This is a genomic window from Anaerolineales bacterium (assembly GCA_019637805.1).
Taxonomy (GTDB): domain Bacteria; phylum Chloroflexota; class Anaerolineae; order Anaerolineales; family UBA11579; genus JAMCZK01.
Genome location: JAHBVB010000001.1, coordinates 453,707 through 477,578 on the forward strand (window position 1 = coordinate 453,707; position 23,872 = coordinate 477,578).

Below are 23,872 nucleotides of genomic sequence, written 5' to 3' on the forward strand. Positions count from 1 at the left end.
AGTTTTCTAGCTAGGAACTTGGCTGGCGCTGACCAGTGAACGAAACAGGTTCTGCATGCGCGGGTCGTCCGGCAGGCATTCCGGGTGCCACTGCACGCAGACCGCAAAGGGATGCTCGGGCAGTTCCACCGCTTCGATCAAGCCATCCGGCGCGCTGGCCGTGGCCCGCAGGGCAGTCGCCAGCTCTTTGATCCCCTGGTGATGCAGGCTGTTGACCTGCACGATCGGCTCGCCCAAGATCCCAGCCAAGCGACTGCCCTCGCCCACCTGCACCGGATGGGCCAGGTAATCCCAGGGGTGGTCCGGGAAATTGCTGTGCTGCAGCGCACCCGGCAGCTGGTCAGGGATGTGGGTGTACAAGCTACCGCCAAAAGCCACATTGACGATCTGCAACCCGCGACAAATACCCAGGAAGGGCGTGCCGTCCTCGGCCACCTGCTGGGCCAGCTGAATCTCGATCTCGTCGCGCTCTGGGTCTACGTCATAGATCTTGTCGTGCGGCGCGCCGCCGAAACGGGCAGTCTCGATGTCGCCGCCGCCGGTGAAGACCACCCCATCCAGGCGGGCCAGCAGTTCCTGCAGCCTGTCCGGCGGCAGATTGAGCGGGATGAGCACCGGGATGGCCCCGGCGCGCACCAGCGCCTCGCTGTACGGCCGCGGCGTTTGAATGACATCGATCTGGTACAACTCGGAACGGGCATTGCGGGTGGTGACGCCAATCAGGGGAGCAGACATGCCGGCTATTCTAATGGAACAAAGGCCCAAGCGGTTATAATCGGCGGCGGAGAGATGCCAGAGTGGATGAATGGGGCGGTCTCGAAAACCGTTGTGGTCCTCTGGGCCACCGAGGGTTCGAATCCCTCTCTCTCCGCCTGACTGTGAATGCCCAGATTTCTGGGCGTTCTTCGTCTTAACCCTTTGCCCGCATGAAAGCACCAACGCCCTCCCCGCACGCCAACTCTGCCAACTGCCCCGAATGCGGCGGCCCCCAAGCCGACGGCTTCAGCTGCTGGGGGCTGCTGGGCGCCGTTATCGCCTGGGAAATGTACGACGCCGATCTGCAAGCGGAGCATTTCAAGATCGTGGCTTCCTACAACCTGCAGCACCCGGCGCAGTTCCATGCAGACCCCCTGGCCGACCTGCAAGCCGCCTATATCGAGCAGATCGACCTAGGTCTGCCGGCCAGCCAGATCCGCAAGCGGATGGGCGGCGCCTTTGAAGGCGAGCGGCGCGTGCTGAAAGACCCGGCGGAGCGCCAGCCCGTGCTGCGCACGTGGAAGATGACCATCGCCGACGTCTATGCGCACGGCCAAGCAGAAGGGGCCGCCCAGCGCGTCCGCCAGTGGGCAGCCAGCCTGCGCGCCGAGCTGTAGTTGACAACCAACCCTTTCAGCGCCATAATCTAATTCGACAGTCGTCGAATTAGATTCCATGAGCGCACAGGCCCAAACTGACCAACTGCTGCAGTTCTTCAAGATCATTGGCAACGAAAGTCGCCTGAAAGTACTGGGCCTGCTGGCCAGCGATGAGCGCAGCGTGGGTGAGCTGGCGATCCTGCTGGGTCTGAGCGAACCGACCATCTCGCATCACCTGGCCGTGCTGCGCGAGCTGGACCTGGTGGCGATGCGCGTGGACGGCAACAATCACATCTATTGGCTCAACACCACCGCTCTTGAAACGCTCAACCGAAACATCTTTTCCCAGGAGCAACTGGCCAGCCTGGCGCCTGAAGAAAGCGGCCGCGCCTGGGAAGCCAAAGTGCTGCGGTATTATTTGGTCGATGGCCGGCTGCGCGCCATCCCCGCCACGCAGAAAAAACGCCAGATCGTGCTGCGCTGGCTGGCAGACCAGTTCGAAAAAGGCCAAGACCTGCCTGAGGTCGAACTGAACAAGAGGCTCAAAGCCTTTCACCCCGACGTGGCTGCCCTGCGCCGGCATTTAGTGGAATTCAAACTAATGGAACGCAAAAGCAACCTCTATCGCCGCTTATAAAGGAGAGCGCTGATGACCTACAAACCGCAGAGCTACAATGATCTGTCACCGTATTTGATCGTGGACGATGCGCGTGGCCTGATCACTTTTCTAAAAGACGCCTTGGACGGCAAAGAACTGCGCGTCTTTGAGCACGAGGGACGCGTGGTGCACGCCGAGATCATGGTTGGCGACTCGGTGTTGATGCTCTCCGACGCCAATGAACAGTACCCGGCGATCAAGAGCGTGCTGCACCTCTACGTGCCGAACGTGGATGCCAGCTTCCAGAAGGCCCTGGGGGCCGGGGCAGGCGAAGTGCAGGCTCCCAAAAAAGGGAATGACCCCGACAAGCGCGGTACCTTCAGCGACCCCTTTGGCAACCTGTGGTCGCTGGGCACCCAAGTGGACGCGGGCTAACCAATGCCGGAGTACGCCGCATTCCTGCGCGGCATCAACCTGGGCAAGCGCAGCATCAAAATGGCCGACCTGCGCCAGGCGCTGAGCACGGCCGGCTATGCCGATGTGCGCACCCTGCTGGCCAGCGGCAACGTGCTGCTGGCCAGCCCGCAAGCCAATGCCGCCGTGCTGGGCGCGGAGTTGGAAGCCGTGATGCGGGCCGCCTTCGGCTTTGAGGTGCCGGTGCTACTGCGCAGTGCCGCAGAGATCGCCGCGCTGGTGGAAGCGGCCCCGTTCGAGAATGTGGCCGTGGATAAAGATACCCGGCTGTACATCAGCTTTCTGGCCCAGCCCGCGCAAGGACTACCGCAAGCCTTCCAGGATGGGGACGAGAACTTCCGCATCCTGCAGGTGCAGCCCGGCTATATCGCCAGCGTAGTGCAAGTAGATGCCAGCAGGGGCACGCTCAATTTGATGGATGCCCTGGACAAGCACTTTGGCGCCGGCATCACCACGCGCAACTGGAACACGGTGCTGAAGGTGCACGCCGCACTGCAGGGAACATGAACCCGATCTTCTTCGGCTCCCCAGCAGAATTTCGTGACTGGCTGCAGGTCAACCACGCCAGTACGGGCGAAGTCTTCGTGGGGTATTACAAAGCCGGCAGCAGCCAGAGAGGCATCACCCACTCGCAGGCGATTGAAGAAGCCTTGTGCTACGGCTGGATAGACAGCGTAGGCAAAAGCATTGATGGTGAACGTTATGCGGTGCGCTTCAGCCCGCGCCGGCCCGATAGTGTGTGGAGCCAGCGCAACTTGGGCATTGTGGAAGCGCTGATCGCAAGCGGACGGATGCAGTCGGCCGGCCTTGCCGCCTATCAAGCCAGGCGAGCCGACAAGACCGGCACCTACTCGTTTGAACAAGCTGAGATAACGCTGGACCCACAACTAGAGAAACGTTTCAAAGCCAACCGGGCCGCCTGGGAATTCTTCACCACGCAGCCGCCCGGCTACCAGAAAGCCATGCGGCACTGGGTCAACAGCGCCAAGCGCGAGGAAACCCAGCTGAAACGCCTGGCACGCCTGATTGAAGTCTCAGCGCAGGCCCAGCGCATCGATGACCGCCATCCGTTCGGCAAAAAGTAGGCAGCATGGATCCGATCTTCTTTGCCTCTCCAGCGGAATTTGGTGACTGGCTGTGGGCCAACCACGCCAAGGCCAGGGAGGTTTTGGTGGGCTATTACAAAGTCGGCACGGGCAAACCCAGCCTGACCTGGGAACAGTCCGTGGACGAGGCTTTGTGCTACGGCTGGATTGACGGCGTGCGCAAAAGTCTGGGCGCAGAGAGCTACACCATCCGCTTTACGCCGCGTAAGGCCGGCAGCATTTGGAGCAACAAAAACATTGCCAGCGCCGAGCGCTTAATCAGCACGGGGCGCATGCAGCCTCCCGGGCTGGCTGCCTACCAGGCGCGCCGCGCGGAGCGCTCTGGGATCTATTCGTTTGAGCAGGTGGAAACGGGCTGGGGGACCAAGCTGGAAGCGGAGTTCCAAGCGCACCCGACAGCCTGGGAATTCTTCAACCAGCAGCCCGCAGGCTACCAAAGAACCATGCAGCACTGGGTCACCAGCGCCAAGCGCGAAGAAACCCAACTGAAACGCCTGGCACGGTTAATAGAGCTTTCCGTCGAGGGCCGGCGCGTGGATTTCATGAAACCGTTTGGAGGGGCATGATGAGCGAACAAGATTGGAGCCGGCTGAGCCGGCCGCGCTATGCGATGCCCGAAGACCTGGCCAAGGCTTTGAAGAGCCACCAGCTCAGCCAAGCCTACCAGGCACGGCCGCCCTATCAGCAGAACGACTACATCGGCTGGCTGAACCGCGCCAAGCGACCAGAAACCCGCCAGAAGCGGTTGGACCAGATCGTGGATGAGTTGCGCCGCGGCGATGTATACATGAACATGAAATGGCAGGCCAAATAGAAAAAGGCCCCGGCGTGTCCGGGGCCTTTTAGCGTTTGGTGCGGGCTAAACCGGTTGTGGCAACATCCCGGTCAACACCATGTCCAGCGCCATGGTGTGGCTGCATTCGTTGCGGCCCACGAAGAATTCACAGTCACAGTGCCAGGAGCCGTCACGATACTCGACGCGATGCGGGTTGTTCACGCCGCTGAAGTGCACCACCATCGACTCAACGGTCATGCGGGAGCGTTCTTCGGCATAGGTTTTGGCTTTTTCAAACTTACGCAGCAGTCCTGTGTCCATAGCATTCTCCTTGACTAGTGGGAAACAAAAAAGCACGCGCGGATTGCGCGTGCCTTTGGGCAACGAAGTAAAAGATTAACTTGAAAGCCGTTAATCGCATCTTAGGCTTTCTCCTTACTGGTAGTCTACTGCCAAGTAGCCCTGCGAGTCAACTACGTTTGCTATACGACCGGGATGTGTTCCAGGCTGTCCTGGCGCGGCTTGCCGCGCCCGGTGACCAGCGCTTCCCCGCGATAAAACTCCACGCGGCGCAGGGGCACGGTCAGGTCGAACTCGCTGGCCCAAAATTCACGACGGGTGCCCACGTAAAAACGCTTGCCCTGGCGCAGGCGCTCCAACAGCGTGGCGCGGTCCAACAGCACGATGTCCGACCAGGTGGGGCCGCGGCGCTCGTAGGCGCGCACCCAGGCCAGCTGGCCATCGGCTGTGAAGTGGGCCGCCTCGACCACGCCGTCCAGCTTACGCACACGCTTTGAGGGTAGGGTTTTGGTTTTTGTTTGCATAGTCGGGGTGGGCGGATTCGAACCGCCGACCACCGCGTCCCAAACGCGGTGCGCTGCCAGGCTGCGCTACACCCCGGGCTTGGTGAGTATACTCGCTGCCGGCGGAGCCAGTCAAGAAAGGCCAAAAACGGCCAATTCCGTTGCTCGCCAGAATGCACTATACTGATTGCCTATGTTCCCCATTCGAGACAGCAACCGCACCAGCCGCTTCCCGATCATGAATTGGCTGCTAATCTTGGCCAATGCCCTGGTATTTTTCTATGAGATCAGCCTGGGCGATGGGCAGCTCAACGAATTCATCTATGAATTCGCCATGATGCCGGCCAAACTGCAGAGCGACCCGCAAACCTTTGCCTTCACGGTATTGACCAGCATGTTCATGCACGCCGGCTGGTTCCACTTCCTGAGCAATGTGTGGATCTTGCACATCTTTGGCGACAATGTGGAAGACCGCATGGGCCCCATCCGCTACCTGATCTTTTACCTGCTGGGCGGCGTGGCCGCCGCGCTGCTGGAAACGTATGTTTCACCGGGCAGTCAGATCCCAGTGCTGGGCGCCAGCGGGGCGATTGCCGGTGTACTGGGAGCTTATGTGCTGCTCTTCCCCGGCGCACGGGTGCGCACGGCTGTCTTCCTGATCTTCATCTCGATCATGGACCTGCCAGCAGTGATCTTCATCGGCTTCTGGTTTGTCTCGCAGCTTTTCTCCGGCCTGGCCTCCATCGGCGCCACCGCCACAACCGGCGTGGCCTGGTGGGCGCACATCGGCGGCTTCGCCATGGGATTGCTGCTGTGCGGACTGTTTGCCAGGCGCCAGCGCCCTGCGCAGATCGACTATTTGTAAAGCCCGCGTGTTAAAATCCGTACATGAACGACGCTCTGCCCAAGAGTAAAACCGCCCTGGTGCGCACTGAGCGCGCCCGGCGTGCCTATCGCAAAGAGAGCTTCTGGCAGATCGTTCTGCCTTTGCTGCTGGGTGTGGGGCTGGTGGCCTATCTGGTGTACCAGCTGCTGAGCACTCAGGCCGCCAGCAGTGAACAGGCGGCCCAGGTGGCAGTCATCCTGCTGGCCCTGCCTCTGCTGGTGCTGGGGATCACCCTGTTGGTGGTGCTGGTCATGCTCATAATCGGGGTCAACAAACTCAGCGAGTGGCTGCCGCAGCTGACCGTGCGAATTTTGGATCTGGTGGAAACTATGAATGCCGGCGCCCACCGCAGCGCTCACTGGGCTGCGCGCCCATTTCTGGCCATCGAAAGCTGGACCGCCGCGCTGGGCCGCCTGTTCAAACGAGGATAACCAATGAAGACAAACCGCAATATTGTTTTGGTCTTGGGGGGTTTGCTGGGCGCCCTGGTGGGCGTGGCCGCCGGCCACAGCTTGCTGAAACGCGCTGAGCAGGGTGACCGGCCCATGCTGACTGCCGCTGAAGGCATCAGCCTGGGAACGCTTGTGGTTGGCTTGTTGCGTCAAATCTCGACCCTCGGCGACGAATAACCTTCCCGCGTGGCTTCGCCCGACTGTGTGCTGCTGGGGCGCCTGCAGCGCGATATCATCCTGACAGCTGACGGCCAGGCAAGGCTGGACGAGCTGGGCGGCAACCTGCCCTATGCGGCGGCCGCCTGCCAATTGGTGGGCGGCAGGCCGGGGCTGGTGGCCCGCGTGGGCAGTGATTACCCCGGCGAGTGGCTGGATGCAATGGACAGCCGAGGGCTGGACACCCACGGCATCTGCCGGCTGGCCGACCCGGCCGATCAGCTGCGCTTCATTGCTTACCCCGAACTGTACCGCGCCAATAGCGAACACCCGGTCAGGCACTTCGCCCGCTGGGGGCTGCCCCTGCCCAAGCCGCTGCTGCATTACCAGAACCCAGACGGAGCGCTGGATTCAAAACAACAGCGCACTCCACTCACGTTGCGTCCCGAAGACCTGCCTGAGGCTTATTGGGAAGCCAAGTGTGCCCACTTGTGCCCATTGGACTACTTTAGCCATGCGATCATGCCGGTAGCCTTGCGAGAAGCGGGCATTCGGCTGATCACCCTGGAAGCCGGCCCGGGGTACATGCACCCTGACTTTTGGAAGGAGTTTCCAGACCTGGTGAACGGCATCAGCGTGTTTGTCACCAGTGCCGAAGACCTGGGAAGCCTCTTTCGCCGGCAAAGCGCCGAAATATGGGAAATGGCTGAAGCAGTCTGTTCATTCAACTGCGCCGCGGTCATCGTGCGCAACCCGGCACGCGGCGACCAATTGTATGACGCCGCCAGCCAAAAGCGATTTCACCTGCCGCCCTTCCCGGCCCGCGTCTATGACATCACCGACAACGCCAGCAGCTTCTGCGGAGCGCTGCTGGCGCAACTGGCCCAGGGCATTGGCCTGCCCGAGGCAATGGTCACCGCCAGCGCCGCCGCCTCGCTGGCCACAGAAGGCAACGGCGCTTTCCACGTCACCGAAACTTTCCCGGGCTTGCTGGAAGCCCGCCGCGAAGCGCTGCAGCAAGCCTTAAAACCTATCTAGAAGCCGTATAAAACCGCCAATGCCAGAGCGCCTGCTTAGGCGCTCTTTTTGCTTCTCCTTACAGGCCTGTTAGCAGTACCACAATACTATATCTTTATTACCAAATACTAACTAAAATCTTACCAGATACGAGCTCCTCACTCGTGGAAAGGTAAGACACATGAAATCGCTCAGCTTGACCATTTTCCTCGGAACCCTGTTAGCCCTCACCATCGGCGGCGTGTTTTTTGTTTCCCCCGCAGCTGCCGAAACCACCGAGATGCCCTTCATCTCGGCCGATCCCCAAGCCATTCTGCGTGACCCGGTAACTCCCCTGACGGGCGATGCCCCGATGGCCGCCGCGGCGCCGGCCGACTTGAATGCCGACCTCGCTGCGGCGGCCCTGGCCGGCAGCTTTACCATGGAGCTGAGCAAGGCCGCTCCGGCAGCCCCCAGCCAGGAGCTGGCGGCCAGCCGCCCGAACAGCGACGTGCAAGCCCCGGCCGCCCCGGCCCTGAGCCTGGAGCATTTTGCGGCCAGCCTGTCGGCCGGCAACGCCAACCAGGTCACCGGACTGTTTGTGAAAGATGTGCTGGCCTTCCCCGTGGGCAGCCAGCCCGCCGGTAACGCCGCCTATGTGACCAGCAAGCCCAACGAAGTCACCAAATTCGGTATGGCCGCCAGCTACGGCAGCCAGGCCTTCCTAGCCCACAATTATTTGGCCGGCGCCGCTTTCTTTGAGCTGAGCGTGGGGCAGACGATCACCCTGGTGCAGGGTGACGGCAGCACTCGCGAGTATCGCGTCGAGAGCATCCGCCGCTTCCAGGCGCTCTCCCCAGACTCGACCCAGTCGCGCTTCGTGGACCTGGACAACGGCAAAGAACTCTCGGCGGCCAACCTGTTCGCCCAGATCTACAACAGCAACAATCCGGTGGTGCTGCAAACCTGCATCGAGAACAACGGCATCAGCACCTGGGGGCGCATGTTCATCATCGCCGTGCCGGTGAACGGCTAAAAAGCTTTCAATGACATTTTCCGCAGTCCTTGGGCGCTGAGCTGAGCGAGCCGAGGAAAGCCAAAGGACTGCATAAAAAATCCCCGTTTGAGGAAGCGGGGATTTTTCTTTAACTCAATGCTGTTCTTTTTTCGCTAACCGGAACTTCCGCGGATAGGCACCGCCACCACAACCACCCGGTGCGTGTTGCTTTCGTACGGCCAACAAGTGATGATAGTGACGCGCTCATCTTCGGTGCTCTGGATCCACTCGGAGTTGGCCAGACGCACGTCCAGCGGCTGGTTGCGCTCCGGCAGGACCCCGGTGTAGACGACCACATAGCGAAACTCCTGCCCCTCCGCCATAATGCGGATCTCTTCACCCACTTGAACTCGATACAGGTCGCGGAAGACCTCTCCATAGATGTTGTGATGTCCGTTGAGCACGGTATTGCCCGGCACGGTCAAGCCGGCCGAGGTTTCATGCCAACCCACCGCCCGGTAATCCGGCGCCAGCCACTGGTCGTAGACTACACCTTCAAACTGCAGCTTTTCATAGCTGATCGGGGTGATGGTGGCATCCAGATCAATCACAGGGATCAGGATGCGCTCGGGCACCAGGCCCGGGTCACGGAACACATCGCCAGCCTCAACCAGCGGCGTAGGGAATGCCTGCTGCTCGCCAGCCTGCACCGCCACCAGCCCCGGGTCCGCATTGGCGCCTTCCAGGGAATAGACCGGCAGGAAGCCGGCCTCTATTTGGTCATCCACCGCCAGGTCAATCGTGCGCGGCGGCAGGATAAACAGATCCACCAGGCTTTTGCCGAAGGCGAAAAAGATGACCAGAAAGCCCAGAAAGATAAGGGCGATGACGGGCAAATTGGCGTCTCGTTTGGGCTGCTGTGTGCTGGTTTGCATAACGCTCAGATTTTACCTTGCTGCCGCAGGCAATAAAAAGCGGGGCATCCGCAGATGCCCCGCTTTGATGCTATGCCCGGGAACGATTACTCCTCGTCCTCATAGTAGTACTCGTACTCATCATCCTCGTCGTCCTGAGGCTGGCTGCCATCCCGGTCCATCTTCAAGCCGATGCCCAGCAGGATCAGAGCGAAACCAAACACGCCCAGGCCCAGGTTGAGGAACATGCTGTCCCGGAAGATGGCCGGCAGTTCAATGCCGGTGACCGGGATGAGCACGCCGGGCGTGGCCGTGGCGGTGGGGGTGGCCGTGGGAGGCTCGCCATCGCAGAGCGTGCCACTGTTCGAAGTGGTCAGCGTGCGGGCGGTGCCGTCATTCGGGTCCTGCCACATGATGGCGACCGTGTTGGGCAGGCTGCCCTCCACCGCCGAGCCAAAGGTCATGCTGCCATTGGCCGGGATGTTCTCCGGACCGCCAGAGTTGGTGCCGCCCACCACCCACCAGGTGAAGGTCAGGTTGGTGGGGTGCGAATTGCTGACTTCCCAGCGCAGGGTGCCCTCTTGCTGGACGCACAGGCCGACCAGGGTAAGCCCGTCACCCGTGACAGGCACGAACGGCGTCACAGTAAAGGTGGACGTCAGGCTGGGGGTGTCCGTGGGGGTGACCGGCGTGTTGGTTGGCGTATCCGGCAACGTACCCGTGGGCGTGTTGGTCGGGGTATCGGTGGGCGTGTTGGTCGGCGTATCCGTCGGCGTGTCAGAAGCCGTGGGGGTATCCGACGGGGTCGGAGTCAGCGTGTCCGTCGGCGTATTGCTGGGCGTGAAGGTGAGTGACGCGGTCGGCGTGTTGGTCAAAGTGCCGGTGGGCGTCTCGCTGGGCGTCAGCGTGATGCTGGGCGTCAGCGTCGGTGTGTCTGTCGGGGTGTTCGACGGCGTCAGGGTCGGTGTATCCGTGGGCGTATTGCTGGGCGTGAAGGTCGCCGTTTCCGTCGGGGTATTGGACGGGGTCAGGGTTGGCGTATCGCTCGGGGTGAGCGTGGCCGTAAAGGTCGGGGTATTGCTGGGCGTGTAGGTCACCGTGAACGTCGGCGTATTGCTGGGCGTAAACGTCGGCGTAATGGTTGGCGTGTTGCTGGGGGTAAAGGTCGGCGTGATGCTAGGCGTCAGCGTAAAGGTCGGGGTATTGCTCGGCGTAAAGGTCGGCGTGATGCTGGGCGTCAGCGTAAAGGTCGGCGTGAATGTGGGTGTAAAGGTCGGGGTGATGCTGGGCGTCAACGTAAACGTTGACGTGAAGGTCGGCGTAAATGTGGGCGTAATGCTGGGGGTTAAAGTAAAGGTCGCCGTGGGCGTATTGCTCGGCGTGGGGGTTTTGGTCGGTGTCCTGGTCGGCGTGTTGGTGGCCGTATTGCTGGGCGTCAGGGTCTTGGTAGGCGTGTTGGTGGGTGTATTGGTTGGCGTCTTGGAAGGCGTTACAGTCGGGGTTGGAGTCTTGATCTTGTATTCGCCCTTGTCCTCACAGTCAACAGTGCCATCCACCCACCACTCCCAGCTCACAGTCGGCGGGGTGATGGTGCCAATAGTCTGCCAACCCGTGTTGCGCGGCATAAAGGGCACATTAAAGCGGGCGACCCGCGTCCCCCAACTGCCCCCTGTACGAATATACACATCAGCTTGCTGGGCGGCCTCGTCCACTCCGGAGCGGTTTTCCACCTGCACCGTGCCGTTTTCCTGCACGCGGAAATTGTAGGCAGTGCAGTCCCAGGCCTGGGCCACAGTAATGGTGGCCGCCGCCAGAACGGCCATGATCAGGCCTGCAAAAACGAAGCGTCTCAATATATTCGCCAGCATTAGTCCACCGCCAATTGATACCCCAAACGGGTCTTGTTCAAGATCAGCTCCGGCTGGCTCGGGTCGCTTTCAAGCTTCTGGCGCAGCAGGTACACGATCCATTTGATTCTTTCACGGATCTTTTCGCTATCCTCGCCCCACACACCCTCAGCGATCATTTCATAGGAAACCGGCTTGGGGTGCTGCTTGGCCAGCAGAGCCAACACGGCAAATTCACGCGGGGTGAGGTCGATCATTTGGTCGCGCAAACTCACCTGGCGAGTTTGCAGATCCAGCGAAAGCTGGTGCGAAGGGAACGCCAGCTTGGAGACAGGCTCTTTCGGGCCGGCGCGGCGCAGGGCGGCTTCCACCCGGGCGACCACCTCGTCCCCCAGGAAGGGCTTGGGCACATAATCGTCTGCGCCTTCACGCAGGCCGCGCACAACATTCTCTTTCTGGCTCATGGCGGAGAGGATGATGATGGGCACATCGGTGATGCCGCGTAAGTGACTGAGGGTTTCCCAGCCATCCATTTCCGGCATCATCAGATCCAGCAGCACAATGTTGGGGTTGGTCTCCATCCACTTGCGAATGGCTTGCTTGCCATCCGTGGCGCCCACCACATTCATGCCGGCCCGGCGCAGGGTGAGCTTAAGCAGGTCCAGGGTATCCGGATCATCCTCCACCACCAACACCACGCGCTGGTCACCGAGCTGCTGGACCGCGTCCAGATCCAGCCCAGGGGCCTGCAAGGCGTTATTGGCCTGCTCTTTTTGCACCAAGTCTTCCGTCACAACAATATCCAAAATATTCCCTTACAGGCAAACACCCCATATATGGGGTATTTGCATCATATTCCACCCCATAAGCGGGTGGTTTTCTATGATTTACAAACCGTTTTCCAACAAATTACAACCAATAGCATACCACAGGCTTGCAAATTTGCAAGGGGCAGCTTTGGTTGCACAAATCACTATAAAAATTAGCGCCTTATTCAGAAAATTCGATCATGGAACTGCCCCCTGATCCGCCACTAAACACTACATCATCATCGTAATTGATGACCAATCGACCGCCGCCAGTTACGTAGAAGCGATTGGCGATCATTTGCCCGTTGACGGTTTTGTTGCTGCCAGAGCCGGTTGAGGCAATGCGGCCATTCGGCGCATAAATAGTGCCGGTCATGGAAAGCACACCCGCGCCAGTGACGGTCAGATCATTGGCGTTGGCACGCCCCATAAAGAAACCCAACCCGGCATAGGGTCCGGAAGTGGGCGCAGTCGTGGTCAGGGCGGAACTGCCATCAATCGTAATCGGGCCGCTCCTGACATAAATCAACCCCGCAAGTGTTCTTGTAGAGCTGCTGCCACCTACAGTGAAATTGCCACTCTCTACATGGAACAAGACCCCGGAGCTGCCGGAAGACAAATTGACCTGTGAACTGCTGGTAATGCTGACATTGCCAGCGGCCACATAAATTGACACACCACTGCCAGAAGGCCGGTTGGTGGAAGGGCCGGCCAGGGTGAAGTCACCATGCGTGACATAGTACAAACCGGGCTGGAAAGTCACCGGGACATCGCTGGAAATGTTCATACTGCGGTAGGTTCCCGGGTAGATAGTGACGCCTGTGGAGCACCACGACATTCCCGTAGGGATATTCAAGTTGCCGCCGCTATACAAACTGGTCGTGCAGCTGCCGCTGATCGTGGGCGCAAGCGCATTTGCCGGCTGCGCAGGTATCGCAGGCGTTGCCAACGTAGCCATCGGGTCGCCGCGCGGGGCTTGACCGGTCTGGGGAGGCCAGGGCTTGATCCACAACGAAGGGTTGCCGTACGGAATGACCCAGGAAGGCAGGTTGACGCCGCCAACAAGCTGAACCCAATCTGCCACGATACGAGCGCCGCCCGGGCAGCCGCTTCCATCGCCGCCATCCAAATACATGGCGCTGGCGTTCGAAGAGTCGACGAATACGCCGCCGCCAATCACTTGCAGACAACCACTACTGGGGCCATAAACCACATTGTCATTGCTGGGATTAAGGGCGATGACTCCATTGCCCCAACCCACCGGGCCGCCAGCACTGGGGATGCAGCGCGCTACGGCGCGGGCGGCCGAGGTGATCGGCCCGGAATCGCCGGACAGCACCTGCAGGAACCCAGGCTGCCATTGCCCGCTAATCACCACTTCCACATATTCGGCATTGCCGGAATTGGGGCCGCTCAGCGGCGGCTGGTTGACAACCACGGTGACACCGCTGGCTGAATTATCAAAGCCGTTCTGGGCAGCCGAGGCCCGGCCAGCGGCAGTCACGTCGCTGCTCTGGCAAAGCGCCAGGGCGCCGGCCAGGGCGGCGTTGTCCGCCGCGTTCTGCACCGAACGGCGCTCGCTATAGGCGCGGCCGCCATCCACCACCAGGGCGGCGGCGCCAATCAGGCCGACCAGCAACAAGGCCATCAAGACGATGACCTGGCCGCTCTCACTGCTCCGAGACCGCTGGATAAACCCCAAACGCTTTTTCATCGCTATCAGTGTATCCCAGGCCTAAAGACGGGACAACGGGACTTTATTCCTATCAGAATAGTTAGCCGTCTAATCAGCCGCATCGTATATTGCAGCGCCAAAACCGGCGGCATCAATGAACTCCACGGCGCCATCGGTTGTCCACAGGAACAGCTGGGCGCTGGGGCCTAACAGGCTGACCAACACGGCATCCTCGTTCAACCATTCCACAGTCACGCCCGGGGCTTCTGCCAAGCCGGGCAGATCCAGGGGGGTTGCCAGGGCGCCAGTCGCATCGCTGATTATCAAGCGCAAATCGCCATCTCGAAATGAGTAAATGAAGCGTTCATTGTCTGGCGACCAATCGCCAAAGAGCACATCCGCCTCATTGAACCAGGCGCTTTCATGGCTGCCGTTGCTCAGGGCGATCACCAGTTCGCGTTCACCGCTGGCGGCTTGGGGGCGCAAATAAGCGATCCGCCCGCCATCGGGGGAGAAAGCGACTTCCTGCTGCAGAAACTCCACAGCCTGGATGGCGCCTGCCTCAAAAGCCGCCGAGCCATCCAGAGGCACGAACCACAAGACAGTTTCAGGATAGAGGCCATCGACCGGCGGAGCGAACATATCCTCGGGCGGCAAGGCGAAGATCAGGTCACCGGCCTGCGTCCAGAAGAGCGGCGGCTCATATTGGTATTCACTGTACGTGATGACCGCCGGGAAATGCACCAAGCCGGGACGCAAATCGCCGCCGTCCGTGCGCACCACGCCTACCCGGTTGGCGCTGGCAAAAGCGATCTGCCGGCCATCCGGCGAGAAGACAAAGCGGCCGGCCTGGCCCGCGGGCAGCAGCAGACTGGGGACGGGAACATCGGCATCCACCAGGTGAATGTCGCCACTGGTGAGCAGGCCGGGACCGGAGAAGGACTGGCGGGTGCTAAAGGCCAGCAGGCGAGAGCCTGGCTGCCACTCGAACTGGTGCAGGCCGGTAACAGCCCCGCTGGGGGCGGCCAGGGCGGCGGCAAACACCTCCTGCCCGGCCAGCTTCTGCTGGCCGGCGCCATCACTGGCCACAACCCACAGCTCGCTGTACGTTTCAGGTTGGGGGAAATCCTCTGCCGGGTCATGGCCCGGGTTGGCCACGGCACGTGCATAGGCGATGCGGCAGGCATCGCCTGAAATCCGCAGATCGTGGGCATCGCCCTCATGCGTGAGCTGCCGGGGCGCCGCACCGCGCACCCACAGCCAGACGTTACCGTCTTTGAGGTAAGCCACACTGATCTGCCCCGAATTGGCGCAGTCGCCAAAAACGCTCTGGGGCTGGATCTCGCCGTCGATCGGCTCGCCTGTGTCGGTGGGCGAAACCTGCGCCTGCAGGGTGGCCGCCACCATGGTGGCCATGACAGTTTCCTGGTCAAGGGTGGCTGAAGAACAAGCAGCCAGCAAGCCCAGCAACAACCCTACGCGCAACAGTGCAGTTCGCATCACGAGGCTCCAAAAACAGATTCGAAAGAGAGCTTACCACAACTCGTTCTTCGGCCAGCGCTTGACAGTTTGACACAAAACAGTTATATATCAAACAATGACAGAGATGGAGCTTACCTCCTGGATCAGCCTGGCGTTGATGCGTATCGGCACCGGCATGGCCACCGCCTTCGACCGGTTCTTCGCCGACCTGGGCGTAAACCAGGCCCAGTTCCGTATGCTGCTGGCCGTATGGGAACACGGCGGGCAAGAAGGGATCGCACCCTCCCAACTGGCCCATCACCTGCTGGTGGAGCGCGGCACGGTCAGTGTGATGAGCCAACGCATGGTCAAACTGGGCTGGCTGCAACGTTTGTCCGGCCCAGACCGGCGCAGCCATCGTCTGGTGCTGACCGCGGCGGGCGGCGAAGTTCTGGAAAGAGTAGCCGAGCGCGCCACGCGGCTAGGCTCAGATACTTTCGCCAACATTGGCGAAGAAGAGCTGCGCCAAACCAAGCGCCTGCTGCAACTTATCGAAGAAAGACTGCACGAGGCTAAACCATGACCCAACCGATCCTGCAAGCCCAAAGCTTGCACAAAAGCTACGGAAAAACCGAAGCGGTGCGCGGCATCAGCTTTGATATTCAACCAGGCGAGATCTTCAGTTTGTTGGGGCCGAACGGCGCCGGCAAGACCACCACGATTTCCATGCTCAGCTGCTTGCTGGAGCCGACACAGGGTGATGCCCTGATCGATGGTCACTCGATCCGCAGCCAGGCCAGCCAGGTCAAAGCAGTCATCGGCATGGTGCCGCAAGAGATCGCCCTCTACCCAGACATGGGCGCCATGGAAAACTTGCGCTTCTGGGGGCGCATGTATGGCCTGGGTGGCGCCTTGCTGCGCCAACGTTGTGAAGAACTGTTGGATACGGTTGGCTTGGCGGACCGCGCCAAAGATAAGGTGGAAACCTTCTCAGGCGGCATGAAACGCCGCCTGAATATTGCGGTTGGCCTGCTGCATAAGCCCAAGGTGCTGTACATGGATGAGCCCACGGTGGGCATTGACCCACAAAGCCGCCGCCGCATTTTGGACACGGTGCTCGAGCTCAACCGCCAGGGTCTAACAGTGCTGTACACGACCCATTACATGGAAGAGGCCGCCGAGCTCAGCAACCGCATCGGCATCGTGGACCACGGCCAGCTGATCGCTTTGGGCTCGCAAGTTGAGCTGACCAAGCTGGTCGGCCAAGTGGACACCCTGCGCATCGGCCTGGATCCGGAAGGACTGGAGCAAACCCAGCTATTGGACGCAGTGCACAAGGTGAAGCGCGTGCAGCGCGCCAGCCTTGAAAATGGACAGCTGCTGGTGCAGGCAGAGGGCGGCCACGCCGCCTTGGGCGATATCGTAGCCTGCATCAACCAAGCCCAGGCTCGCCTGCTGGATTTGCGGGTGGATGAGCCCAACCTGGAAGCCGTATTTCTGCACCTGACCGGGCGCGCCCTGCGCGACTAGGAAGCCACCGTGAGAGCTCTTTACATCGGCTGGAAGGATACTTTGCGGCGCTTCCGTGACTGGAAAGCGCTGGCCGGCATGCTGGCCGCCCCGCTGCTGATCTCTGCCCTGATTGGCCTGGCCTTTGGCAACCTGGACGACGCAGAAACGCCGATCAGTGATATTGCCGTGGCGGTGGTTAATCACGACCAGGGTGAACTGGGTCAGATCTATGTAGATGTGCTGCACTCCGAAGACTTGGCAGACCTGCTTGCTCCTGAAACGATGGATGACCTGGTAGCGGCGCAGCAGCGCATCCGCGAGGGTGAATTGCGCGCCGTGGTCTCCATCCCTGCCGGGTTTAGTGACAGTCTACTGGAGGGAGCGCAAGGGAGCGATTTTGGCCCACTGGCTGAGGTTAAAATCTTCACTGATCCGACGGCCAACATCAGCCCGTTCATTATTCAAAGCATCGTGGAACAGATCTCTACTGGATTGAACAGCGTCCTGCTTTCCGGCCAGATCAGCGCGCTGCAAGCCAGCGAATATGCCGCCCTGTTGGGCGAGCGTATGGCCGGCATCGGTCAGGCCATCTCCGCCCAACTCACCGAGCAAAACCTTAACATACGCCAGTCACGCCTGGGCTTGGATGTGACCCAGACCGGCGAAGCTGGCCCTGCTTTTGACCCGTACGCCTTCTTTATTCCCGGCATGGCGGTCTTTTTCCTGATGTTCAGCGTCTTTGACGGCTCACGTTCGATCCTGCAAGAACAAACTCGCGGCACGCTGCCGCGTCTGATGACCACACCCACCCCGCACAGCCAAATCATCTTGGGCAAAATGCTGGGCACCTTCTTCACCGGTTTGCTGCAATTTGCCCTGTTGGTTCTGGCTTCCAGCCTGTTGTTCGGCATCAACTGGGGCAGCTCACCCGCGGGAGTGCTGTTGATCATGGTGCTGACCGTGTTCGCCGCCAGCGGCTTGGGCGCCTTACTAACCAGCGCAGCCCGCAACGAAAGCCAGGCCGGCATCGTCGTCTCTGCTGTTTCGCTCATTTTTGGCGCTCTGGGCGGCAGCTTCTTCCCCGCCTCGAACCTCAGCGGCATCGTAGACCTGGCCAGCCGGCTGACCATCAATCGCTGGGCGATGGAGGGCTTCACTAAGCTGACCATCGGGCAGGCAGGCTTCTACGACATCCTGCCAGAAGCGGGGGTGCTGGGCGCAATCGGCCTGGTGACCTTTGTTCTGGCCCTCTACGGCTTTCGCCGTCGCTTTGTGAGATAACCATGCGCAAAATATGGGATATAGCCTGGCAGTACCTGTACACCACCTACAAGGATCGCAGCAGCTTTGTGTATGGCTTCGCCATGCCGCTGATTTTCACCACGGTGATCGGCTTTGGCATCGCCGGCTTTGGCGGCGGTGAGCCGCAGACCACTTGGCGGCTGGACTTGGTGGACAATGACCGCAGCGCCATCAGCCAGAGCCTGGCAGACCACCTGGCCAGCGACCCAGTGCTGGACGTGCACCCTACCGATACCACCAGCGCCGCCGCGGCCTTAGCGGCGGCCGAAACCTCGGCGGTGCTGACCCTGCCGGCTGGGCTCGGCGAACAATTGCTGATGGGCGAGCGCATCAACCTGGACTTCCAGATGAATGTAGAGGAGCCGGTTACCGCACAAGTGGTCGAGCAAGCCGTATTGGCCGCCCTGAGTCAAGTGAGCAGCGCGGTCAATATTGCGGAAACCAGCCTGCGTGTAGCAGAGGACCTGCAACTCTTCAGCCTGGACGGGGCGCCTCTCCCACGGGACTACTTCAACCAATCGTTGGATGCGACCGACACGGCCTGGGCGGCCGGCGCGCCGGTAACGGTGCTGAGCCGACAGGTGACCGGGCGCACACAAACCGAGCCGCAAATCCCGCTAGGCTTCCAGCAGACTTCGCCGGGCGTGGGGGTGATGTTCACCATGTTCTTCATCACCTACGGTGGCGCCAGCTTGCTGCTGGAGCGCGAACAGGGCACTCTGCGCCGGCTGTTGGTGACGCCCACACCCAAGTGGATGATCCTAAGCGGCAAGATCCTGGGCATCTTTCTGGCTGGCCTGGTGCAGTTCGGCATCCTGGTGCTGTTTGGACAGTTCGTCTTCGGAGTGGATTGGGGCGCGCAACCCGCCGCCCTGGCGTTAATGATGGTTGCCTTTGTCTTCTGCATCACCTGTTTCAGTATTTTGCTGGCCGCTCTGGTGCGCACCTTTGCCCAGCTGGACGCGCTGAGCATGCTGATCATCCTGCCGCTCTCCGGCCTGGGTGGAGCGATGTGGCCGATCGAAATCACTCCGACCTGGATGCAGCAGTTGGCTTTATTCCTGCCGACTGGCTGGGCGATGCGCGGTTTTCACGATATCGTCACGCGCGGCTTGGGCTTCAGTGACGTCCTGCAGGAGGCCGGTATGCTCTTTGGTTTTGCACTGGCCTTCCTTCTGATTGGTATCTGGCGTTTTCGCTACGAATAACCAGGAGTAAAAAGTATGAGCCCCGAAAGCCTACGTACAGCCGGCATCTTGCTGATTATCTTGCCGACGGTCATCTTTGGCGGGGTAAGCGTGCTGACCCTGCTTATCCGTGACCCGCGCTACCGCCAAAATCCACTGCGCCAGCAGTTGTGGCGGGCGGGGCATGCTCACGCCGGCGTTCTGCTGATCTTATCCCTGGTAGCCTTGTTCTATGTGGACCAGACCGCCCTGGCGCCTGCTTGGAAAACTTTTGTACGCAACGCTATCCCAAGCTCAGCCATCTTTCTGCCTGTGGCCTTCTTCCTTTCGGTGTTGAAGCCGGACGCGCAAAAACCCAACCGACTGATCAACCTGGCGTATGTCGGCGCGGTGGTGCTGGCGGCGGGCTTATTGGTATTGGGAGTCGGGCTGGTGCAGGCGACCGGTTAGTCCAGGTCTCGGCGGAACAGATGGCTGACGCCGGTCCACAGCACGACAGCGGCAGCGATGCACGTGTACGGCCAGGGCGGCACAATACTGGACAAGCTGGGAATGCTTGGAATGGCCGCAAAGTGGAAGCCGACAAAAGGAACAAAGACGATGGCGCCCAGGCCAATACACACCCAGAACAACCAACGGTCTGGCCTCAGGTGGACCAACACGGTCTGAAAGGCGACCAGCAAGAGCCCGAACAGCAAAACCAGGCCCAACTGCCCGGCGATAGCCGTGCGAAAATCAAAACTCCGGCCGCTATATTCACGCAATGCATTCAGCCCCAGATCAACCGCATAGGCGAGCAGTAAAACCATGACTGAGCTTGCCACGCCAACCAGATTGGATCGGGTTTTCATGCTGGCTCCTGTGCGCTGGCCATCTGCCGCATCCAAGTCTCCAGCACCAGGGCCTTGAACGAAATGGGAGTGACCGCGAATTTCGGGAAAGGACCCTGCGCCAGCTGCTTGGCGCCAGCCGGGCTGAGGATGCCCTGCTGCACCAGCTGACCATCGATCAGCCAATTGCCATAGCGCTCAAAAAGCATTTGGTGCCAGCGGCGCACCGGCGGCTCAAAGCCGCGCTTGGGCTTGTCCAGGAAACGGCGCGGGATGCGCCCAGCCGCGGCTTGTTTCAACCACTCCTTGGGCTCCAAAACGTCGTCGCGCTGCGCCTTGCGCAGCCCCACGACCGTCTCAATCAGCTTGTGATCCAATAAAGGCAGGCGCAGCTCCACCCCAGAGGCCATGCCCAGCCGATCGCCCTGCGCCACACCGTTCTCCATTAAATACGTATGCGCAATCGCTTTAGTTATTTGCACTTCCAATGGCGCATCGAATCCGTTCATCTCAAAGGGCCAAACCATGGCTTTCCCATAAGAGCCGAGAGCCATTTTTCGATCCAGGTATGGGTGCAGGCTTTTGCGCGCCAATTGAAAATCGCGACTGAGCTCATAGAGAATGATCTGGCTGTCAGGCGTGGTGGCCAACCGCTGCTGCTTCTCCCAGCTGGTGCGCAGGCCCCCGGCGCTGCGCAGGAACGGCCCCAGGCCGGCGCGACTTAAGCCTGTGGGCCAAACCGGCTCCCAATTGTTGAGGTAACTACGCAAATCACGATTGCGTACGGTCCGTTCACGGTTCTCCGCCAGAGCGCGACGCACCCAGTCGTAGCCCCAGAAGAGCTCATCGCCACCCTGACCCTGCAGCATGACACGTACTCCCTGCTGGCTGGCCGCTTTCATCACGGCATAATAGCCCTGACCCGAAATATCGGCGATGGGGTCGTCACGCCAGTAGACCAGCTGCGGAAAGAAGTCAACCATCTCCTGATCGTTGATCTCAATGTTGGTGAAGGGCACCTTGAGGTAGTCGGCTACAGCCCGGGCGTCCTCGCGTTCATCGGAAGCCGCTCCACCCGCATAGCCCACACTGAAGGTTTGCAGCACACCAGGGTATTTGTGCGCGGCAAAAGCCGCCACTATCGCCGAATCGACCCCGCCGCTCAGCGCCAGCCCCACGGGAACATCGGAGCGCACCACCAGCTCACTGGCGCGATCCAGTTCCGCCTCCAACGTTGTCGCCGGATCAGCGTCGATCGGGTCAGCCTCCTCAAAATGCCAATACTGGATCAGCTGGCTCTGCCAGGGATGGGCAGTCATTACAAGCATATGCGCGGCAGGCAGCTTCTCGACCCCAAGGACCATAGTGGCCGGGTCTGGGACGTATTGAAAATGGAAATATTGGTAAGCTGAAGCGGGGTTTAACTCCAATGCCGCCAGTCCGGTTCGCAAAATCGCCTTCAGCTCAGAAGCGAAATAGAGGCCATCCGACTTTTCCAGGTAATAAAGCGGCTTCTCCCCCATCCGGTCTCGAGCCAAGATCAGCTTGCTGTTATTCTCGTCCCAGAGGGCAATGGCGAACATGCCACGCAGGTACCTCACGAAGTCAAGCCCATGTTCCTCATACAGGTGGACTATGGTCTCTACATCGCTATTGGTATAAAAGCGGTGGCCGCGCGTCTCAAGCTCGGCTCGCAGTTCCACATAATTGTAGATTTCGCCGTTGCAGACCACGGCCAGGCTTTTGTCTTCGTTGTAGATGGGCTGCCAACCGCCGTCCAGGTCGATGATGCTCAAGCGGCGCATGGCCAACTCAGCATGCGAGGCCGAATGCGCCCCGGCCCCATCCGGACCGCGATGCACCATACAAGCCAGCAAGCGGCTTACCTGCTCACGTTGCCTGGATGTTAGTTCCTCCGATGAAACACAGCCAGCAATGCCACACATGCTCGGACCTCAATCCTCAATAAAGCGCAGATACTCCTTCACGATCTTCTGGCTATCAAAGCGCTCGCTCGCGTCTGCAAGGCACTTATTGCGCAGAGCTTCAAGCTTTTCGGGCGCGTCTGCCAACTCGGCAACTGCATCAGTCAGTTTTGCGATATCCACTTCATCGAACAGTAATCCGTTGACGCCGTGGCTAACAATATCTGCGTTCCCTCCAGCATCAAAAGCAACCATTGGTACGCCGCAATGGGTCGCCTCCACCAAAGACATGCTGTAGTTATCCCGCAGGGACAAGAACATGCCTAGCGAGCAACTCTTAAGCAGTCCAATGTACTCCTGCCAAGTCAACCTGCCCGGAGTATAAAGGCGAACTACTTCCGGCAGGAAGGGCAGCTTTTTCTCGAATTCCGCATCCAATTCACCTGGAATGAAAACCCCGAACGGCCGTCGCAATTTTTCTGCCAATCCGGTCAGGATATCCGGCAGTAAGCGCGTCCCTTTCACCACAGCCTGTGCTGAGGGAACACAGATGACAAAGGCGTTATCCGGCAAGCCCAGGCGAGAGCGCAAGCCGCTTGCAAGCGGTACTGCTTGCAGGTCTTCCGCAATCACCAAGTTGGGGATAACCGCCTGTTCTCCCTCAAAGTCATAGGTGCTCAAAAACCACTCCTGCATGTGTCGGGATGGAGAGATCACCTTGCTGACTTTGCGCAGAGAGCGCTGCTCCAGCGTAACAGCCCAGCGCGCATCCAATTCCGAATAGACTTCCAGGTTCATATCTGCCAAACGCATCGGATTATGGTGAGCGATCAGAATAACTTCTGCATTTTTGGGTTTACGTAGCCAAAGGGCGGGTGCCCCATGGTCGGGAATAACGATCACATCAGGGGCAAATTTTGCCAGCGCTTTGTTCACCTTTAACATGCCAGGCCAGGTGCCGAAAATATCCACTACATTCCAGGCGGCTCTGCCCGGAGACAGGCGTCCAAACAAGCGACCATTTGCAATGCGCAACAGCTTCAACAAGCGCTTGCTGGTTCCAAAGCGATGCACCAGCCCGGTCAACTCGCCTTCGTCCTCGATGAGGTCGCCGCCATCAAAAAACAGAAAAAGCTGTACGGGATAACCTTCTCTGTGCAGGGCGCGCACCAGGTTATAGTGCGCCACGCCCACGCCGCCGCCACTGGTGGGCGGCGCCGTATCAGAGATCACAGCAATGCGCGGCCGGGATGCCATTCAGTCTTGGTCAGCGGGTTTGGGGCGGCGATAGAGGAACCAGTACGCCTGCGCGGGGAAGGCGGCCGCGGCAGTTGGTTCCCAGACGAAGTCCCCGGGCACCGTCAGGCCGCGCAGCAACGCATCAGGGCCGGCCAATTGCTGGCGCTGCTCCGGCGTTTCCGCCAGCAGTTCCAGCAAAGCGCGCAGACGCACCTCCGTCGCATAATAGTCAGCATAGCGCTGGGGTTGGTCAGCCCACTCGGTTAGGACGTGTTCCCACTGGCGCAGCCGTGAATCGAACTCGCGGGCGGTTTTCTTCTGCCAGGCTTGGCGCCACTCTGTTTGCAGGGCGGCCAGTTGCTGTGCCTCATTGGCCAGTGATTGGCCTGTTCCTTCAAGGTAGGCTATGGCGAACAGCAGGTTACCCGGCGTAAGCTGTTGGCTGCCCCCCATGGGCCAAAATAACTCGTCTGAAAGCAAATAGTCTTTGAGGCCAGCCAGGCCGTCTCGCAGGAATTTCAATTGGTCTTGAGCTTGCATGCTATGAGTATAACAAGCCCGGACAGCCGAAAG

At 60.1% G+C, this 23,872-nt stretch carries 29 protein-coding genes and 2 tRNA genes; 18 read left to right on the plus strand and 13 right to left on the minus strand.

Annotated elements, in window-relative coordinates; translation table 11 throughout:
* Positions 1-6: 6 nt before the first annotated feature.
* The gene (locus KF885_02085; protein ID MBX3047946.1) at positions 7-735 is read right to left on the minus strand and encodes a gamma-glutamyl-gamma-aminobutyrate hydrolase family protein; all 729 of its coding nucleotides are present in this window, start codon (positions 733-735) and stop codon (positions 7-9) included.
* A 48-nt stretch (positions 736-783) separates the two neighbouring features.
* On the opposite strand from KF885_02085, the gene KF885_02090 reads away from it, so the two are divergent.
* From KF885_02090 to KF885_02125, 8 genes are all read left to right on the plus strand, one after another.
* A tRNA-Ser gene (locus KF885_02090) sits at positions 784-871 on the plus strand.
* A gap of 55 nt (positions 872-926) precedes the next feature.
* Entirely contained in the window at positions 927-1,373 is a 447-nt protein-coding gene (locus KF885_02095; protein ID MBX3047947.1) for a hypothetical protein, read from the plus strand.
* Between the two features lie 58 nt (positions 1,374-1,431).
* Positions 1,432-1,992, plus strand: a complete 561-nt coding sequence (locus tag KF885_02100; protein ID MBX3047948.1) for a metalloregulator ArsR/SmtB family transcription factor — start codon at positions 1,432-1,434, stop codon at positions 1,990-1,992.
* Between the two features lie 12 nt (positions 1,993-2,004).
* Positions 2,005-2,388, plus strand: coding sequence for a VOC family protein (locus tag KF885_02105; protein ID MBX3047949.1), 384 nt, complete (start codon positions 2,005-2,007; stop codon positions 2,386-2,388).
* A 3-nt stretch (positions 2,389-2,391) separates the two neighbouring features.
* Positions 2,392-2,934 (plus strand): DUF1697 domain-containing protein, encoded by a 543-nt coding sequence (locus KF885_02110; protein ID MBX3047950.1) that lies wholly within the window; start codon positions 2,392-2,394, stop codon positions 2,932-2,934.
* A complete protein-coding gene (locus KF885_02115; protein ID MBX3047951.1) occupies positions 2,931-3,512 on the plus strand; it encodes a YdeI/OmpD-associated family protein in 582 nt (193 codons plus the stop codon). The genes KF885_02110 and KF885_02115 overlap by 4 nt, the downstream gene beginning before the upstream one ends.
* 5 nt (positions 3,513-3,517) lie before the next feature.
* Entirely contained in the window at positions 3,518-4,099 is a 582-nt protein-coding gene (locus KF885_02120; protein MBX3047952.1) for a YdeI/OmpD-associated family protein, read from the plus strand.
* On the plus strand, positions 4,096-4,347 hold the full coding sequence (locus tag KF885_02125) for a YdeI/OmpD-associated family protein (protein MBX3047953.1): 252 nt from the start codon (positions 4,096-4,098) through the stop codon (positions 4,345-4,347). Before KF885_02120 ends, KF885_02125 begins: the two co-directional genes overlap by 4 nt.
* A gap of 45 nt (positions 4,348-4,392) precedes the next feature.
* Here the strand turns inward: KF885_02125 and KF885_02130 are convergent, their stop codons facing one another.
* The 3 genes from KF885_02130 to KF885_02140 all read right to left on the minus strand — a co-directional run bounded on the left by KF885_02130 (position 4,393) and on the right by KF885_02140 (position 5,208).
* Complete coding sequence (locus tag KF885_02130) at positions 4,393-4,629, minus strand: hypothetical protein (protein ID MBX3047954.1); 237 nt, start codon at positions 4,627-4,629, stop codon at positions 4,393-4,395.
* A gap of 161 nt (positions 4,630-4,790) precedes the next feature.
* A complete protein-coding gene (locus KF885_02135; GenBank protein ID MBX3047955.1) occupies positions 4,791-5,096 on the minus strand; it encodes a hypothetical protein in 306 nt (101 codons plus the stop codon).
* 38 nt (positions 5,097-5,134) lie between these two features.
* Positions 5,135-5,208 (minus strand) — tRNA-Pro (locus tag KF885_02140).
* Between the two features lie 96 nt (positions 5,209-5,304).
* Between KF885_02140 and KF885_02145 the strand changes: the two genes are divergently transcribed.
* From KF885_02145 to KF885_02165, 5 genes are all read left to right on the plus strand, one after another.
* On the plus strand, positions 5,305-5,976 hold the full coding sequence (locus tag KF885_02145; GenBank protein ID MBX3047956.1) for a rhomboid family intramembrane serine protease: 672 nt from the start codon (positions 5,305-5,307) through the stop codon (positions 5,974-5,976).
* Between the two features lie 23 nt (positions 5,977-5,999).
* Positions 6,000-6,428 carry a hypothetical protein gene (locus tag KF885_02150; protein MBX3047957.1) on the plus strand — a complete coding sequence of 143 codons (429 nt, stop codon included), beginning with the start codon at positions 6,000-6,002 and terminating at the stop codon, positions 6,426-6,428.
* 3 nt (positions 6,429-6,431) lie between these two features.
* Complete coding sequence (locus KF885_02155) at positions 6,432-6,626, plus strand: hypothetical protein (protein ID MBX3047958.1); 195 nt, start codon at positions 6,432-6,434, stop codon at positions 6,624-6,626.
* A gap of 9 nt (positions 6,627-6,635) precedes the next feature.
* Entirely contained in the window at positions 6,636-7,643 is a 1,008-nt protein-coding gene (locus tag KF885_02160; GenBank protein MBX3047959.1) for a carbohydrate kinase family protein, read from the plus strand.
* 160 nt (positions 7,644-7,803) lie between these two features.
* On the plus strand, positions 7,804-8,637 hold the full coding sequence (locus KF885_02165) for a hypothetical protein (protein MBX3047960.1): 834 nt from the start codon (positions 7,804-7,806) through the stop codon (positions 8,635-8,637).
* A gap of 134 nt (positions 8,638-8,771) precedes the next feature.
* On the opposite strand, the gene KF885_02170 is transcribed toward KF885_02165, so the two are convergent.
* The 5 genes from KF885_02170 to KF885_02190 all read right to left on the minus strand — a co-directional run bounded on the left by KF885_02170 (position 8,772) and on the right by KF885_02190 (position 15,343).
* A complete protein-coding gene (locus KF885_02170) occupies positions 8,772-9,533 on the minus strand; it encodes a sortase (protein MBX3047961.1) in 762 nt (253 codons plus the stop codon).
* 86 nt (positions 9,534-9,619) lie between these two features.
* The gene (locus tag KF885_02175) at positions 9,620-11,335 is read right to left on the minus strand and encodes a hypothetical protein (protein ID MBX3047962.1); all 1,716 of its coding nucleotides are present in this window, start codon (positions 11,333-11,335) and stop codon (positions 9,620-9,622) included.
* Positions 11,336-11,379: 44 nt separating this feature from the next.
* Positions 11,380-12,153 (minus strand): response regulator transcription factor, encoded by a 774-nt coding sequence (locus KF885_02180; GenBank protein MBX3047963.1) that lies wholly within the window; start codon positions 12,151-12,153, stop codon positions 11,380-11,382.
* Positions 12,154-12,349: 196 nt separating this feature from the next.
* Complete coding sequence (locus tag KF885_02185) at positions 12,350-13,882, minus strand: hypothetical protein (protein ID MBX3047964.1); 1,533 nt, start codon at positions 13,880-13,882, stop codon at positions 12,350-12,352.
* Positions 13,883-13,951: 69 nt separating this feature from the next.
* On the minus strand, positions 13,952-15,343 hold the full coding sequence (locus KF885_02190; GenBank protein ID MBX3047965.1) for a PD40 domain-containing protein: 1,392 nt from the start codon (positions 15,341-15,343) through the stop codon (positions 13,952-13,954).
* A gap of 106 nt (positions 15,344-15,449) precedes the next feature.
* Here KF885_02190 and KF885_02195 point away from each other — a divergent pair, with 106 nt between their 5' ends.
* From KF885_02195 to KF885_02215, 5 genes are read left to right on the plus strand one after another with little or no spacing between them, the layout of a single operon-like run.
* Positions 15,450-15,887, plus strand: coding sequence for a MarR family transcriptional regulator (locus KF885_02195; GenBank protein MBX3047966.1), 438 nt, complete (start codon positions 15,450-15,452; stop codon positions 15,885-15,887).
* Positions 15,888-15,895: 8 nt separating this feature from the next.
* The gene (locus tag KF885_02200; GenBank protein ID MBX3047967.1) at positions 15,896-16,834 is read left to right on the plus strand and encodes an ABC transporter ATP-binding protein; all 939 of its coding nucleotides are present in this window, start codon (positions 15,896-15,898) and stop codon (positions 16,832-16,834) included.
* 9 nt (positions 16,835-16,843) lie between these two features.
* Positions 16,844-18,097: an ABC transporter permease gene (locus KF885_02205; protein ID MBX3047968.1), complete on the plus strand. Its 1,254-nt coding sequence runs from the start codon at positions 16,844-16,846 to the stop codon at positions 18,095-18,097.
* 2 nt (positions 18,098-18,099) lie between these two features.
* Complete coding sequence (locus KF885_02210) at positions 18,100-19,326, plus strand: ABC transporter permease (GenBank protein ID MBX3047969.1); 1,227 nt, start codon at positions 18,100-18,102, stop codon at positions 19,324-19,326.
* A 15-nt stretch (positions 19,327-19,341) separates the two neighbouring features.
* Positions 19,342-19,755 (plus strand): hypothetical protein, encoded by a 414-nt coding sequence (locus tag KF885_02215; GenBank protein MBX3047970.1) that lies wholly within the window; start codon positions 19,342-19,344, stop codon positions 19,753-19,755.
* On the opposite strand, the gene KF885_02220 is transcribed toward KF885_02215, so the two are convergent.
* Genes KF885_02220 through KF885_02235 form a run of 4 tightly spaced genes read right to left on the minus strand, consistent with a single transcriptional unit; the run spans position 19,752 to position 23,839 of the window.
* Positions 19,752-20,156 (minus strand): hypothetical protein, encoded by a 405-nt coding sequence (locus tag KF885_02220; GenBank protein ID MBX3047971.1) that lies wholly within the window; start codon positions 20,154-20,156, stop codon positions 19,752-19,754. The two genes, KF885_02215 and KF885_02220, sit on opposite strands and share 4 nt — an antisense overlap.
* A complete protein-coding gene (gene asnB / locus KF885_02225) occupies positions 20,153-22,081 on the minus strand; it encodes an asparagine synthase (glutamine-hydrolyzing) (protein ID MBX3047972.1) in 1,929 nt (642 codons plus the stop codon). Before asnB ends, KF885_02220 begins: the two co-directional genes overlap by 4 nt.
* 9 nt (positions 22,082-22,090) lie before the next feature.
* Entirely contained in the window at positions 22,091-23,317 is a 1,227-nt protein-coding gene (locus tag KF885_02230; protein MBX3047973.1) for a glycosyltransferase family 4 protein, read from the minus strand.
* On the minus strand, positions 23,318-23,839 hold the full coding sequence (locus KF885_02235) for a hypothetical protein (GenBank protein ID MBX3047974.1): 522 nt from the start codon (positions 23,837-23,839) through the stop codon (positions 23,318-23,320). It lies immediately after the preceding gene.
* Positions 23,840-23,872 lie beyond the last annotated feature (33 nt).